General features: G+C 46.5%; 15 protein-coding genes and 1 pseudogene. 7 read left to right on the plus strand and 9 right to left on the minus strand.

The genetic code is table 11. The features are described 5' to 3' along the window. The first annotated feature begins 306 nt into the window (after positions 1-306). Positions 307-1,098 (plus strand): septum site-determining protein MinD, encoded by a 792-nt coding sequence (minD, locus tag I8U19_RS03530; RefSeq protein WP_033101156.1) that lies wholly within the window; start codon positions 307-309, stop codon positions 1,096-1,098. Between the two features lie 21 nt (positions 1,099-1,119). Next, positions 1,120-1,380 (plus strand): hypothetical protein, encoded by a 261-nt coding sequence (locus I8U19_RS03535; RefSeq protein ID WP_198055206.1) that lies wholly within the window; start codon positions 1,120-1,122, stop codon positions 1,378-1,380. A gap of 30 nt (positions 1,381-1,410) precedes the next feature. Here I8U19_RS03535 and I8U19_RS03540 read toward each other — a convergent pair whose 3' ends face one another. Then, positions 1,411-2,253, minus strand: coding sequence for a hypothetical protein (locus tag I8U19_RS03540; protein WP_198055207.1), 843 nt, complete (start codon positions 2,251-2,253; stop codon positions 1,411-1,413). A 299-nt stretch (positions 2,254-2,552) separates the two neighbouring features. Between I8U19_RS03540 and I8U19_RS03545 the strand changes: the two genes are divergently transcribed. After that, positions 2,553-2,984 (plus strand): hypothetical protein, encoded by a 432-nt coding sequence (locus tag I8U19_RS03545; protein ID WP_033100998.1) that lies wholly within the window; start codon positions 2,553-2,555, stop codon positions 2,982-2,984. Positions 2,985-3,028: 44 nt separating this feature from the next. Here I8U19_RS03545 and I8U19_RS03550 read toward each other — a convergent pair whose 3' ends face one another. Further along, the gene (locus tag I8U19_RS03550) at positions 3,029-3,247 is read right to left on the minus strand and encodes a hypothetical protein (protein ID WP_033100999.1); all 219 of its coding nucleotides are present in this window, start codon (positions 3,245-3,247) and stop codon (positions 3,029-3,031) included. An 11-nt stretch (positions 3,248-3,258) separates the two neighbouring features. Beyond that, entirely contained in the window at positions 3,259-3,414 is a 156-nt protein-coding gene (locus I8U19_RS03555; RefSeq protein ID WP_160173845.1) for a hypothetical protein, read from the minus strand. Between the two features lie 301 nt (positions 3,415-3,715). Here I8U19_RS03555 and I8U19_RS03560 point away from each other — a divergent pair, with 301 nt between their 5' ends. Beyond that, the gene (locus I8U19_RS03560) at positions 3,716-3,883 is read left to right on the plus strand and encodes a hypothetical protein (protein ID WP_160173846.1); all 168 of its coding nucleotides are present in this window, start codon (positions 3,716-3,718) and stop codon (positions 3,881-3,883) included. A gap of 104 nt (positions 3,884-3,987) precedes the next feature. Here the strand turns inward: I8U19_RS03560 and I8U19_RS03565 are convergent, their stop codons facing one another. The 4 genes and pseudogenes from I8U19_RS03565 to I8U19_RS03580 form a co-directional block, all read right to left on the minus strand. Beyond that, positions 3,988-5,226, minus strand: coding sequence for a YeeE/YedE family protein (locus tag I8U19_RS03565; RefSeq protein ID WP_370589194.1), 1,239 nt, complete (start codon positions 5,224-5,226; stop codon positions 3,988-3,990). 177 nt (positions 5,227-5,403) lie between these two features. Next, the gene (gene helD, locus I8U19_RS03570) at positions 5,404-7,761 is read right to left on the minus strand and encodes an RNA polymerase recycling motor HelD (protein ID WP_198055208.1); all 2,358 of its coding nucleotides are present in this window, start codon (positions 7,759-7,761) and stop codon (positions 5,404-5,406) included. Positions 7,762-8,104: 343 nt separating this feature from the next. Continuing rightward, positions 8,105-8,458: pseudogene (locus I8U19_RS03575) on the minus strand (manganese catalase family protein); the annotation flags it as partial. A 10-nt stretch (positions 8,459-8,468) separates the two neighbouring features. Further along, a complete protein-coding gene (locus tag I8U19_RS03580) occupies positions 8,469-9,995 on the minus strand; it encodes a recombinase family protein (RefSeq protein ID WP_198055209.1) in 1,527 nt (508 codons plus the stop codon). Between the two features lie 79 nt (positions 9,996-10,074). Between I8U19_RS03580 and I8U19_RS03585 the strand changes: the two genes are divergently transcribed. Continuing rightward, the gene (locus tag I8U19_RS03585) at positions 10,075-10,233 is read left to right on the plus strand and encodes a hypothetical protein (RefSeq protein ID WP_160173847.1); all 159 of its coding nucleotides are present in this window, start codon (positions 10,075-10,077) and stop codon (positions 10,231-10,233) included. 48 nt (positions 10,234-10,281) lie between these two features. Here the strand turns inward: I8U19_RS03585 and I8U19_RS03590 are convergent, their stop codons facing one another. Together I8U19_RS03590 and I8U19_RS03595 are read right to left on the minus strand one after the other, a co-directional pair. Beyond that, positions 10,282-10,833, minus strand: a complete 552-nt coding sequence (locus I8U19_RS03590) for an NAD(P)H-dependent oxidoreductase (protein WP_033101002.1) — start codon at positions 10,831-10,833, stop codon at positions 10,282-10,284. Between the two features lie 58 nt (positions 10,834-10,891). Next, a complete protein-coding gene (locus I8U19_RS03595) occupies positions 10,892-11,314 on the minus strand; it encodes a MarR family winged helix-turn-helix transcriptional regulator (RefSeq protein WP_033101003.1) in 423 nt (140 codons plus the stop codon). A gap of 210 nt (positions 11,315-11,524) precedes the next feature. Here I8U19_RS03595 and I8U19_RS03600 point away from each other — a divergent pair, with 210 nt between their 5' ends. Further along, a complete protein-coding gene (locus I8U19_RS03600; protein ID WP_033101004.1) occupies positions 11,525-12,025 on the plus strand; it encodes a hypothetical protein in 501 nt (166 codons plus the stop codon). A 144-nt stretch (positions 12,026-12,169) separates the two neighbouring features. After that, complete coding sequence (locus I8U19_RS03605) at positions 12,170-13,822, plus strand: cellulase family glycosylhydrolase (RefSeq protein WP_033101005.1); 1,653 nt, start codon at positions 12,170-12,172, stop codon at positions 13,820-13,822. Positions 13,823-13,946: the final 124 nt, after the last annotated feature.

The raw sequence follows: 13,946 nt of genomic DNA on the forward strand, positions 1-13,946 counted from the left end.
TTTTGCTACAATAATGGTGAAACTTGTTGAAAACCGCGGGTTTTGGGAAGGTCAACCCTGAATATTTATGTTTTTTGGCACAACTCGGCGAAAAAGACATAGCAGATTCGGGAAGGCGTGAGGACTCTGCCGGCCGACCATTTGGAAAACCGGGAGGTCAGTGAGGTTCCATAACCCGTTGCAACACGATTTCACGGAAAAATGACTGGGGATTATATCACGAAAAAAAGGAGAAACACCGATTTCATCTCGTTTACACATAAGAACAAAAAGAGGGTTAGGAAAGGGGTATCGAGCATGAACCGCATGTCAGTGGCAATTACAGTGACAAGTGGAAAAGGTGGGGTTGGCAAGTCGACCACGGTTGCTTCCCTCGGATTGGGCTTGGCTCAGCTTGGCTACAAAGTCTGCCTGGTCGATACCGATATCGGGCTTCGCAAGCTGGATCTGATGCTGGGCCTGGAAAACCGCATCGTTTACGATTTGGTCGATGTGATCGAAGGAGTCAGCAAATTAAGGCAATCTCTGGTTCGGCACAAGGAATATCCGGATCTTGCCCTGCTCCCGGCGGCACAGACGCGATACAAAGAAGAGGTGACACCTTCGCAGGTGAAGGCTGTCGTCGATGAGCTCCGCAATGAATTTGATTACATATTGATCGATTCCCCCGCCGGGATCGAAGGAGGGTTTCGCAACGCGATTGCCGCGGCTGATCGCGCCATCCTGGTCGTCAATCCGGAAATTCCGTCTGTCCGCGATTCGGATCGGGTGATTGGTCTCCTCGAATCAGCCAATGTCAAAATGATCGACTTGATCGTGAATCGTGTCCAGCCGGGCATGGTGCGTGACGGAGATATGTTGAGCGTTGAGAGAGTGCAAAGCCACCTGGCAATTAATCTTCTGGGAGTGGTTCCGGAAGATAAGCGAATTATTCGCTCCTCCAATACGGGAGAACCAGTCATTCTTGACAGCAAATCGTTGGCTGGAAAAGCATTCAGCAATATTTCGCGCAGACTGACCGGTGAAGACGTACCGTTTTTGGAATTGGATTCTACTACGTTGATCACAAGAATCAAGCGTTTGTTCCACATCGCCTAAACTTGGACAGGGGTGAATCAGGTGGCCTTTTTAAATATGTTTAATCGTGAGAAAGAAGAACCTACCGCCGTAACCGCCGATGACCGTTTGTCATTGGTACTCAGCTATCAACGTTCCGATATCGACGAAAAAAAACTGAAGCAGTTTCGAGCCCGGCTGATTGAATTGTGCGATGACTTCGGTTATGATGTTGTCGGACATGTCGAAGTGATTCCACAGTCAAAAGAGCGTACTACCATCATTAATGCCAGTATTCCGGTACGCTTAAAAGAGCCTCTCTGATGCACGGACCGATCGGGTTCGTGTTTTTTGTCAGATAAACTTGTGATGATGCAGCCTGCGCTCCAAAAATTCAATGATATGCGCCGGAAATGCCTTATCTTCCGCCAAGGTGAAAATGGCGATGGAAACGCGGGTGCAGCCAAACTTTCTCATCAGCTCGATCAGTTTGCTTCTCGCTTCCCCGCTCGGGCGGCCATAGCGTTCCTCAAATGCTTTTAACAGCATCTCTTCCTCCAATGTAGATGTGCTGGGCTGTTCCCTTTTGCCGGATGAAAGGGAGGAGTCGGGCGTCGAACCGTAGTTATGTAAATGATCGATTGCCGCTGCCAGCTGGTTTTCCGCGGTCGATGCCAGTTCTTTCGGATGGATTGGATACGCTTCATCAAGAGAACGGATCATGGGATGCTGTGAGCCCCATTCATTGAATTTGCGGCGGCGGCGAGGGCGCTCGGCAGGTAAGTGCTTAAACCGCTCCGGATGTTTGCGGCGCAGTGTGTAGATGCGTTGATAGATGGCCCCCTGGGTTCGGGAAAGTTTTTTTTCCAATTCCATGATCGCCGCTGAGAGGGATTTGCCTTCTTCCAAAAATGTATTTACCGTGTTGATCACGATTTCTTCCTCTTCCTCATTCCAACTGTTCAACCGGTTGCCACTTTCCCCTGAATCTTCATAAGAATGGAAACGCTCCGGGTATTCTGATCTCAGCTTACGCGCATGCGACATGATTCCCGAATATCCTCGTTTTAATTGAATCGATAATTCTTTAAGGATTTCACGTTCTCGTTTTCCTTCCTTCAGCCCTTCATTCAGCGCACGAATGATCGTTTCATTTTCTTCTTTTGTATATTTTCCTTTTTTTGTTTCAAAAATCATTCGATAGAAACTCCTTTCTTAAACATAATTATCCTGAAAATCTTTACTTATAAATATAACAGAAAAGACATAATCTTTTCCACTATCCCTCTTAAAAACTTTTTTATTTGATGATATTTACAACGAAAAAGGTCACATTAAAGCGTTAGAATAAGAAAATTTAATGATATGATCATGAAATTATATATTAAATCATTTTCTGGGGAGTGTGTATGAAAAAGCGTATTTTTGACTATAACCCTTATTAAGATCAAAAATTGGATATTTTTGATAGGAAATAGCAGAAAGGGGAGTTATCATTGAACCGAATTTCGGTTAAAGAAATGAGTTCCCTTTTAATGACGCGAATTGCCGTTCCAAAAGCGGCTCAAGCCCGGGAAGAACCTCCTCACCGCGCATGGGGATTAAGGGATCGTGCGGCGATTGTAATTTTATGGGGATTGCTGGTCTATCCGCAACTGGACCCTGATTTGAAACGGGAAAAACGGACTTACTGGGTAAATATAGAGCAACTCACCTGTTTGTTTCGGGATTATGTGGGAGATCGCGAGCAGTGCTTGAAGATACTTAAGCGTTTGCAAAAACATGATTACATACGAATAAAGAGAAATGAGGAAATCATTCCCGGAACCGGTTTGTTCGCTTCGGTCGATGCCGCCAAAATGTACCGCTATTTTCGCGCTTCCGTATTGGCCAGAAAAATGTTTCAGCTTGAGAAGCCGCAGGAATAAATGAAAACCCCAGTTCCTTTCAATACAATTTGAAAGGGCTGGGGTTAATCAAATTTCAAAGATTCCAGGAAACGTCGCAACGTCTTTCGCTGATCCGGTGATAGTTCCATGGCGACATGAATAAGATGCTGAATGTCGTCAGGTAAATGATGGATAAATTGTTGCTGCTGTCCGAGTTGATTGATCAATTGTTCAATCAGATTCCGGGATTCGTTGATATGTTTGTAGGTTTGGATTAAGAGCTTTTCTGTCGGTTGACTCATCGCGGCTCATCCTACTCTTTATCGGAATGGAGTAATTGGTCAATTTCCTTTTGAATTCGCATGAGCTCCTCGTGGGTTAACTTATGGAGATCACGGATCATCATTTCCAGTTTCATCGACCGAAATTCTTCCAAAAAAGATGGCATGTATTGAGGATTAACAGACACAGAAAAAACTCCTTTCGCCCTGTGATTCTGCCAATAGTTGATTGTCTGATCGGCCGCCAGGAGATGCTCAAGGTAGACTTCCTTCATTTTATCAAAAATTCGACGCGGGTCAATGTTGATAAAAGGAAGTATGCTCCAGTTTTTGTCAGTTTTTTGACTCAGATTCGCCGTTTTACAATTTTTCAGCAAATATTTTTGCGCGTTGGGACAATTTTTTTGGGTTTAGATTGAAATCTATCAGGGTAACTATTCTCCGAACGAGCATTTTGATATCAATTTAAAAGAATTGAGGTGCTTCGTTATGTTAGAGCAGTTAAAAGCACTGGAAGAACGGCTCTGTTCCGTTAAGCAAGAATATTTATTGGCGAAAGAACGTCACGAATTTTTGGCGCAATACGACCTTTATGAAGAATTGAAACAATTGAACAAAAAGCGCCGTGAGCTAAAAATGAAACTTGGATTAAATTGAAATAGATAAACGATAAAAAGAAAGGTTTTCTGTCTTCAACATGAAGAAAAAACCCCAGGCCGTTGCGGTATGCAAGCCTGGGGTTTGTATCATTGTATTTCGTTTCAGCAAAATGAATCGCTCTGTTTCGGGTTTTTTAATCCGAACAGAGGACGCAGTTTCAGGCCGGCATAGGTTCCTAGAAGAGCAAAAATGGCCCAAATCCATCCGTGCAGACTGAAAGAGGCGATGCCGCTGAAATAGGAGCCGATATTGCACCCGTAGGCGAGTCGTGCTCCATAGCCCATCATGATCCCGCCGATCAGCGAAGCGAGATGGATTTTGAACGGGATTTTTTGCACTTTGAACGTACCGCTTGCCGCTGCAGCAAAAAAGGCGCCGATGATAATGCCGAAGTCCATCAGGGATGTTTTATCCGCCAGAATCGGGCTTTGCAGCGCCTTTGCTTTGGCACCGGACCAGTAAACCCAGGAAGAGACGTCCACACCGAAGGATTGCAGGATTTTGGAACCCCATAGAGCGAACGCGGAGGTAATGCCCCAGGGTTGGCCGCTGATGAACAAGGTAAGTGCGTTCAAAACAGCCAGCACGATGGCTGAAACCCAGAGCGGCCATGATCCGCGGATAATTCGTTTCCAGCCCTGAGCGGTTGGCACCGGTTTACGGGGCGGCGGATTTTTCCTTTTGGCAATCCAATAGGTGAAGAGGACGATGCCAGCAAACAGAATCAGTTGCAGAAGAGCGGCTCCTCCGTAACCCAGACCTGTGGATGTTGCCAGCGAGACGGGCGGAAGAGAGGGCAGGTCTTTGGACCAGAACTGCCAGTGATAAGCCGCCCAAACCGAACCGGCAATGAAACCGATCAAGGTTAAAATGAAAGACGGAGTCCCGCCGCTGACACGATAAAGGCAGCCGGAGGCACATGCCCCGCCCAATTGCATTCCGATTCCGAATAAAAATGAACCGAAAACGAGGCTGATTCCGATCGGTTCCACATTTCCTTGCGGAGCTGCTCCGGTCAGGGTCGTGCCGGTCGAGAAAATGACAGCGAACAATACGCTGGCGATCGCCAGCATAAGCATATGTGCGCGCAATCCCTGCCCTTGTCCGACGGATAATAGTTCGCGGAAAGCGGAAGTAAAACCGAACCGCGCGTGGTAGAGCGCAACACCGAGCAAAACGCCGATGATGAATAATAATTCCTTTTGCCAGCCGTACCTGTACACGAAAGCTCCCAAGACAATAAAGGCAAGGATCGCAATCCAAACGAGCGGAGCTTTCAGTCCGGGCAGGCGCGAGTGGATGGATGGTGCTGATTTTAGGGAAGTTTGCGGCATTGACATATTTTCTCACCCTTTCCGATCAAGATAGTTGGTTTAAGAGGATAAAAAAAGCGACGAACCATTCCATCGCAGGTTGAAATATGCAATTGGATATTTTATTTTAACATGTATTTACATAATAAGAAAAGAGTGTTGTGGAAAAGCAGGCTCCTCTTTGAAGCAAGGGAGCCTGCTTTTTTATGCCTTAATGCGCAGATCATAAGTTTCCGGCGACGCATCGAGGATAAAGGGGCTGGGCTTGCCGGGTGTGAAAAGATGCAGTTCATGCATGGCCCGAGTGCACGCGGTGTAAAAAAGTTTTCGCACGCTTTCGGCATGATATTGTTGTTCGGAAGCGTTCCAGATGATGACCGCATCGAATTCGATCCCTTTGGCCAAATAGGAGGGGATGACGATGATTCCGGGCTTGAAGGCGGCAGTTTCCTCACGGATGAGTTGGATGTCAAAGTGCGGTTTGAGCGACTGATAAATCTCTTGGCATTCGGCGGCTGTTTTTCCGATGACAGCGATAGTCTGATGCTGTGCCAACAGCAGTTCCCGGATTTGTGTTCGGACCGCTTCCCGAAGCGCAGCCTTGTCAGCCAGTTGGGTGACTGTCGGTTTTTTTCCGGCCCGATTGAAAGGAACGATGGCCTCGCCTCCGGGAATCATCGCCCGGGTGAATTCCACGATCGGCCTTGTTGATCTGTAGGTCCGGTTCAGCACAATGGTCTCGATTTCCTCCCCGTCCGACAGGGAAGTTAAACTTTGGAAAGTTTCCAGTTCACTGTCAGTGTGAGAAAAGATGGCCTGTTTCAAATCCCTGAGTATGGTCATTTTGCTCAGGGGAAACAGTTTTTTCAAATAGGCGAATTGAAACGGGGAATAGTCTTGCGCTTCATCGATAAAGAGATGTTTGACGGAGCGGTTGACATGAAACCCTGACAATTGTTCCCTGAGATAGAGAAAAGGGGTTTGATCTTCGTAAGCCAGGGTTCGCTTCTGCAATCGACTGGACGTTTGCCGGCAAATCTCCGTCCAGTGCCGCGGGGGCTGAAAGTCGGGCCAAAAGCAGCGGACATATTCCGGGTCTGTGAATAACTGTCTGTAAATATCAAGGAAGCGAACGAACTGCAGTTGTTTGATCGATTTGCGCAAGGGTTTGAAATGTTGGTCGACCACCCGGGTGGACAACAGTTCCTCTTCGCGCTGAAAGTCATCAAACGTATCTTCGCTGTAACGTTTGGCCTGTTGCAAACGGTTATAGGCTTTTTGGTATTCCTCCTGGCTCATGTAGTTGATTTCTTCTTTCACCCAGGGTTTGTGCCGTTCCTCTTTCGCCTTTTCCGCCAATGCGGCGAGCAGCTGTTCCGCTACCAACTGCAACCGGTTGGGAATGGGCAGCTTCGGATCCAGTGAGGTGAAATGCTCGTTGATCTTCGTTTTGGGAATAATGATTTCGCCGCGTAATTTCACATCCCGGAACAGCAGATCGGTTTGGCCGAGATGGGAAACATAGCGGTCAATCAATTCCATAAACTGGAGCGATGACTTGAAGCGAATCCCTGCCATCCGGGCGGCATAGCCGGGCTCGCCTTCCTTGGTCAGGATGTATTCCATCAGTTCGAACGGGGTTTCCAGACGGAACGAATGCCCCAGACGCTTCTCCAGCAGTTCCGGAAATGTGGTTTGTGCCATGTTTTCTTCACCCAGTTCGGGGAGAACCGTAGAAACATAACTGTTGAACAGGGGATTGGGGGAGAACAGGACGATCTGTTCCGGACGCAAGTGATCACGATACCGATACAGGAGATAAGCAACCCGTTGCAAGGCAGTCGAAGTTTTTCCGCTTCCCGCCGCACCTTGAACAATCAGGAGCCGGCTCCGTTCATTTCGGATGATGCGGTTTTGTTCTTTCTGGATTGTGGCGACGATGCTTTTCATCTGATGATCGGCTTGCTTGCCCAGCACTTCCTGTAAAAGCTCATCTCCGATGATGACACCGGTGTCGAACATCGCTTTGATCTCCCCGTCCCGGATGAGGAACTGTCGCTTGAGTTCCATCGTGCCTTTCAGGATGCCTCCGGGTGTTTCATATTGGGCAGGCCCGGGGGAAAAATCGTAATAAAGGCTGGAAATCGGGGCACGCCAGTCATAGACGAGAAAACGGTTGTTCTCGTCTTGGAACGACCCGATGCCGATGTATACACGATCGGTTTCGTTTTCTCCATCTTCGCGGAAATCGATGCGCCCGAAATAGGGGGAGTAACATAGCCGCTTCAGCTTATCCAGTTCCTTTTGCATATGCTGGTGCGACCGCTCTCTTTGTCCCAGCACTTCAGCTTGCTGCTTGATGGCTGTTGCTGTTTCCAATGCTTCCTCCGGGTCGTCGAAGTTAACCCGCACATCATCCCAAAAACCTTTACGGATTTCCACCACATTGGACTTAACCTGATCCATTTGTTTTTTCAGAAGCCGGAGGCGCTGTCCGGCTTTCTCTGCAACATGGCGGACACGTTTTTGTTCGGCTCTCAATTCTTGCTCGTGTTTGTCCATTTTTTCTTTCCTTTCTCTAACCTTTTTAGCCTTGACACAGCAGATTTTATATATTATAATGTATATTGGGTTTTTATTGTTTTTGCATTTCGTTGTTACCTTTTTATTATAGGATGAATGGAAGGGCAAATCAAGGGAATGCCGTAACTTGTTTATTTACTGAATATTATGATATCATGACTGCTAATACTGACCTGTGATGAATGAAAGCAATCGCCTTTAATGTCAGTTGGCCAAAAATGAATTGGCGGACCGGATGATTTTGCACGATGAAATCAGAACACAACAAATCCCCATCCACATAACGGATGGGGATTTCTTTTGAACCTGTGTGCACAGGAACCTAAAAAAACTTTTTCTGCCCCTGATACTCCTTAATCAGCTCTACTGCTTCGCGAAAACGTTGCGAGTGAACCACTTCGCGTTCCCGTAAAAACTTGAGAGCGTCGTTGATATCCGGATCATCCGAGATGTCGATCAACCACTGATAAGTGGCCCGCGCCTTTTCCTCGGCCGCAATATCTTCGTACAAATCGGCGATCGGATCGCCTTTGGCCTGGATATAGGTGGCTGTCCAAGGGGTGCCGGCCGCATTGTGGTAAAAAAGCGAATAGCCGTGATCGACAAAATGCTCTCCCAATCCCGCCTCCCGCAATTGCTCGGGCGTTGCATCTTTCGTGAGTTTATTGACGTATGTACGATGGGTACTACAGTTTGGGATAAACGATCAGTGTAAATTCATCGTTTTTTTGATGCTTCTCCTTGTGATACAGGCAATGATCGACGACGCTTTTCAGCAAGATGTTTTTTTCTTTCGGGTCATCCACATGATGATACGTATCCAGGAGATGAGTGATTTTTGGAATAACGTTTTGTTTTGCATTTTCCCTTTTCTTTTCCATTTCCAATTTCATTTTGTTTTCCCGGATTTTTTCGCGGATTTCTTTCAATCGCTTAGCAATGCTGTTTGACCGCTCGATGTATGTCTGCACATCATATACGCCTTGTTCCAATAAGTCATGCAAGTTGCTTTTTTGCGTTTCCAGTTTTCTTTGCTGCAGTGACAGGTTTTGAATCGCCAGTTCATAAGCCGTCGTTTCGTGGTTTGCAGATTCCTCGTTCAGGTTCAATTCGATCTTGTACGCCTTTAACCAGTCATACAATGCCTCCAACAGGCGGGATTCAACATAATCGAGCCGGCTGCTTTTGTTATTGCAACCGCCTCCTCTTTTCTTATTGTCGCAGATGAGATGAGCCACCTTATAACGCGAATACTTCAACAGCATCGTACCGCCGCATTGATCGCAAATTACAAGACCGGCCAAAGGATTTTTAAATGAATAATGATAGGGTGAATTTCTTCTTTTGGTCCGGATTTCCTGGGCTTTGTTAAAAGTTTCGATAGAAACGATCGGTTCATGTTTTCCTTCCACATCGATCCATTCGGTATATGGTCGTTTCCGGTATTTGCGACCGCTCTGATCCGGTGTTTTTCTTCTCTCCATTTTTCTCCATTGAATTCTCCCAATGTAAACTGAATTTCGAATGATATTGAGAACACCGTTTGAGTTCCACTTTGTCTTGTTGTAAGAAGGAATGCCCATCTCATTCAGTCGTTTGGCAATATTTACGGTTCCCAGCCTATCTTCGGTATACCAATTAAAAATTTGCCTGACAATGGGGGCTTGCTCCGAATCTGGTATAAGGTAGCGTCCGGAGTGATCCTCTTTGATTTGATATCCATACGGCGGCCGGGTACCCACATAGTTTCCGTCCTGAACAGAGCGGATCCGGCCATTCTGAAGCCGGCGGGTAATGATTTTCAATTCCTTGCGGGCCATGAATGCTTCGAATTCACTGTATTCTTCATCAAATTCATCCTGAAGATCGTATATTTTCCGGGGGGTGATGATTTTTGTCCCGGACTTTTGGAAGGTTTCCAAGATAATCCCTTGCTCACGCATGTTGCCGCGCCCCAACCGGTCCATGTCCATGACGAGAACGGCATCGTAGCAGCCGCTTTCCACTTCTCTGAGAAGTTCCATCATTTCGGGCCGATGGATCAAGCTTTCTCCGGATACGATTTCCTGCCGGATCTTCACGATGTTCAGGCTTTTTTGCTCGGCGATCTGGAGCAGCGTTTTTTTATGCTTCGCCAGTGTTTCCCCTTCTCCGCGGGCTTCGGCTTCCAAGTCGGCGCGACTCTTGCGAAGATACATGCAAACCCGATCCATGCGATTCCCTCCCTTTCTGTTCTAATTTATATGGCTGTCCCTTTGCCATTCTTGCATACCATTTACCGAGGTGATCCATGTGAGGGAGAGGGAAACGGGCTTTGACAGAACTTACCGGATCGGGAATACGACCATTCATATTGTTGCCGCAAAGCAAACGGAGGAAGAAAAGGATCGGCGGTTGAGTGAAATCATTGAGATTATTGAGATGATTTGGTTGAAAAGAGCCCTCTGGTGAGGGCTCGATTGGTAAGCTTAATCTCCGGGCTTTCCTTCAGTATTTTTATTAGTTGCGAAGGCGAGCCTTTGGGTTTAATTCGACATTGGTAATATGCTGTACATAGCGGATTGCGCTTTGGGCAATTTCTTCGTCAGTGATTCTGTTTGCGTCATATTGGACAAAGGAAGGCAGGAAGGTCATGCCTACAAAATTGGCAGATGCCTGGAACGGTCTGGTCAGTTCACTCATTGAAAATGCATTGGAACCTCCGGCTTGATAAGCATGTTCAGGTGCACCGGCGGAAATGGCCAATACCCATTCTTTACCGTTCAATTTGGTTCCGCCGGGGCCGTAAGCCCAGCCATAGGCAAGCACTTCATCAAACCACTGTTTTAAGAGCGGGGGACTGCTGTACCAATACAACGGAAACTGGAACACGATACGATCGTGGGCGAGGAGTAATTGCTGTTCAAATTCCACATCAATGGGTTGATTGCGGTATTTTTCATAGAGATCGTGAACGGTTATGCCCGGTTCATTCAAAACCGCTTCTTTCCATCTTTTATTGATTCGCGAGGATTCGATGTTCGGGTGAACAACGATCACCAGCGTTTTCATCTATGTCTCCTCCTTCTATCTTTTATTGTTTGTACAAACAAATATGTGATTAAAAATCTTACTCGGTTAATTTGCGCATTGCCTCCACAATTTGACTGCTCAGCAGATCGCCTGTTTCTTTTCCGAGAACTTCTGAATATCTTTTATGCAGCTCATCCCAGCATTCTTGAATTTTGCTTTGAAATTGCACCCCGGCTTCGGTAGGGTACAGTTTCGACAGTTTCCCTCCCGTTTTTCTCTCGACCAGGCCTTTTAAAATCAATTTATCGACAAAGCGCGTGACGGTCGAAGGAGAGACATGTAATATTTTTCCCAGATCAGTTGAGGTAATACCGGGTTGTTCAATCACCACAAGGACGATAAAAGCGTATGTCGGGGACAAGCCGATCGGAGCAAAAGTTTCCTCCGCCATCTTTCTGATCTCGCGAGCCAGGCTTTGAGTCGTAAAGTAGAGGCATCTATTTAAAAGGTTCTCGATCATGTACCATCACTTCCTGCATATTTGTTTGCGCAAACAAATAATATGATAAAGCACGACCGATGTCAATGGTCAAATACCATTTATTAATTTGATTCGTAATTAATCACAGAATTTAACATTTATAATTTTTATAATTTTATATTGACTGAAATAATAATAATTGATAATATTCTAATATCCTGTTGTCTAGACAAATAAAAGGAGGGGGCATTGCGTTGCGTTAAACGAATTCTGTTGGCGGCAATGGCGCTGACCGTTCTTCCCGCCGGTTTTCTGTACAGCCAAAAACTGAAAGCGGAGAAGTCAGTGAACCCTTGTGCAACGGACGGGTTGTGTTCCTTGAAAGAGGCTTACCAAATTGCCCGGAAAAAGGCAAGAGCATGGGATCGTCATGCGGAGCTCCTCGTCATGTCCAGCGTGGATGACGGCGAGAAGCAAAAAGCCGGGTCTGAAGGTAGAAGGAAAAATTGGAATTTCATCTTTGCAGATCTATCCTCTGAACAAACGTTTGCCATCACAATGCACGACGGCCTTATCACAAAAGAAATACCTTCCACGGAAAAGACGGATCAAGCGTTTTTAATTCCCACCCAACTCATTCAGCTCGATTCAACCGATGTCATTGTAAAAGTGAAGCGCCATTTCCATGTCAAACCAGGACAGAACCGGGCGAGGGGATCTCGCTTCCCAAAAATCCCAATATTGGGTTGACATCTTTTTCGACTATGAGAACAATCCCCAAGCGGTTCCAAATGCGATTCAGTTTGGTGATCAAAAAGTAAGCTATACCGTCACATGGTAAAGATTGACGATGGGAAAGAGCATCAGCCCAGCTTATACAAGGGAGGGAGAAAAATGTTGAAAAAAACACTATTGGGCATTCTTTGCCTGGCGATATTGATTGGGACGTTTATGGGAGTGCCTTTAATCCCGAAGGCTAACGCGGCAATTGATTCCGATGACTTTCTGAAAGCCAGCGGGAAAGTAATCCGGAATCACTCCGGTACCGGTGACATAGTCAACTTGCGGGGGACGAACCTTGGAGGTTGGCTGTTGCGGGAAGACTGGATGTCGCCAGCAGGAGCGGTTGACGAGTACACCTTGCGGCGCAAACTGATTAGCCGTTTCGGAGAGGCGGATACGCAAGAGCTGCTGAACGCATACCACGACACCTGGATTCAGGCGAGCGACCTTGACAATATCAAGAATTTGGGCATGAATGTGGTTCGCGTACCGATGTATTGGGAAGATTTCATGAATACGGACGGTACGATGAAACCGGACAGCATCACATTCAGAAAATTGGACTGGCTTGTTTCTGAAGCCGGAAGCCGCGGAATTTATGTCATCCTGGACCTTCATGGTACACCCGGCGCCGATTGTCCGTGGCAATCCTGCGGTCGCGAAAATTACAATCAATTGTGGAAGAACGCCACCTTCCAGGATTGGACCGTTCAAATTTGGCAGCGACTGGCTGCGCATTATAAAGGAAATCCGACTGTAGCTGCTTACGACTTGTTGAATGAACCGCTGGTCACGATGGGGGAGGGAGAAAACTCCAGCCAGATCCAGCAAAAGATGCAGTTCTATAATCGGCTCTATCAAGCAGTTCGTGCGGTCGACCCGGACCACATTCTCATTATTGCGGCTTTCTTCGATTGGTATGCGGCTTATCCGCCGTCCACCTATGGATGGACCAACGTCGTTTACGAGACACATCATTATAACTTTACAAATTATGATGACTGGAATTTGACCAATTCTGAAATAGAGAGATGGCTGACCGATCTGGCCAATTACCAAGCCAAATGGAACATACCTTTATATGCCGGTGAATTTTCATTCGGTCAAAACGATTTGTATGAAAAATGGCTTTCCAGGTTAAATGCCCTCAATGCATCTTGGACCAACTGGAGTTATAAAGTGAAGGGCGGCGGAAACTGGGGTTATTATATCAACAACAACAACCCGTCTCCCAATTTGGATACTGACAGCAAAAGCACCATCATCGAAAAATGGAAAAAATTCAGCACAGACAATTTCACTCCCAACACAACGCTCCAAAATATCGTTAAAAAATACACAACCGCACCTCCCGTTCCGGAAACCGTGTACAGTATCAAAGCGGTTGCCAACGGCAAATATGTGAGTGCCGATAATTACGGGAACAATCCGCTTATTGCCAATCGCGATGCCGTAAAGGAATGGGAAGAATTCAAAATCATCAACAATCCGGACGGAACCGTTTCCCTCCTGTCGATGGCCAACCATAAATATGTGAAAGCGGATTTGAATCAGCAGGGAAAACTGATCGCATCAGCAGATATCGTTCAACAGTGGGAGAAATTCAAATTGGAGCCTCTGGGTGACAATACCTATGCCCTGAGGGCTTTGGCGAACAATATGTATGTATGTGCTGATCTGAACCAGTCTTCGCCGGAGTTGATCGCCAATCGCAGTTCGGTTGGTGGCGCTTGGGAGTCTTTCACCATAACGGTGGCTCCGTAAGGCTTTGATGATCCGTTTGTCAGAGACGTTTTACGGGTGGCAGCGCGTATGCCCGCGGAAAGTTGATCAGATGCGATTGTTTGAATATTTATGCGATTCAACCTGAAATTGCAATCTTCAAAGA

It is taken from the genome of Thermoactinomyces sp. CICC 10523 (genome assembly GCF_016055105.1).
Taxonomy (GTDB): Bacteria; Bacillota; Bacilli; order Thermoactinomycetales; family Thermoactinomycetaceae; genus Thermoactinomyces_A; species Thermoactinomyces_A daqus.

Coding starts and splice junctions, on each gene's coding strand:
- I8U19_RS03605 (WP_033101005.1), top strand. CDS start 12,170: ATGTTGAAAAAAACACTATTGGGCATTCTTTGCCTGGCGATATTGATT.
- I8U19_RS03540 (WP_198055207.1), bottom strand. CDS start 2,253: ATGATTTTTGAAACAAAAAAAGGAAAATATACAAAAGAAGAAAATGAA.
- helD (WP_198055208.1), bottom strand. CDS start 7,761: ATGGACAAACACGAGCAAGAATTGAGAGCCGAACAAAAACGTGTCCGC.
- I8U19_RS03580 (WP_198055209.1), bottom strand. CDS start 9,995: ATGGATCGGGTTTGCATGTATCTTCGCAAGAGTCGCGCCGACTTGGAA.
- I8U19_RS03590 (WP_033101002.1), bottom strand. CDS start 10,833: ATGAAAACGCTGGTGATCGTTGTTCACCCGAACATCGAATCCTCGCGA.
- I8U19_RS03565 (WP_370589194.1), bottom strand. CDS start 5,226: ATGTCAATGCCGCAAACTTCCCTAAAATCAGCACCATCCATCCACTCG.
- I8U19_RS03595 (WP_033101003.1), bottom strand. CDS start 11,314: ATGATCGAGAACCTTTTAAATAGATGCCTCTACTTTACGACTCAAAGC.
- I8U19_RS03550 (WP_033100999.1), bottom strand. CDS start 3,247: ATGAGTCAACCGACAGAAAAGCTCTTAATCCAAACCTACAAACATATC.
- I8U19_RS03560 (WP_160173846.1), top strand. CDS start 3,716: ATGTTAGAGCAGTTAAAAGCACTGGAAGAACGGCTCTGTTCCGTTAAG.
- minD (WP_033101156.1), top strand. CDS start 307: ATGTCAGTGGCAATTACAGTGACAAGTGGAAAAGGTGGGGTTGGCAAG.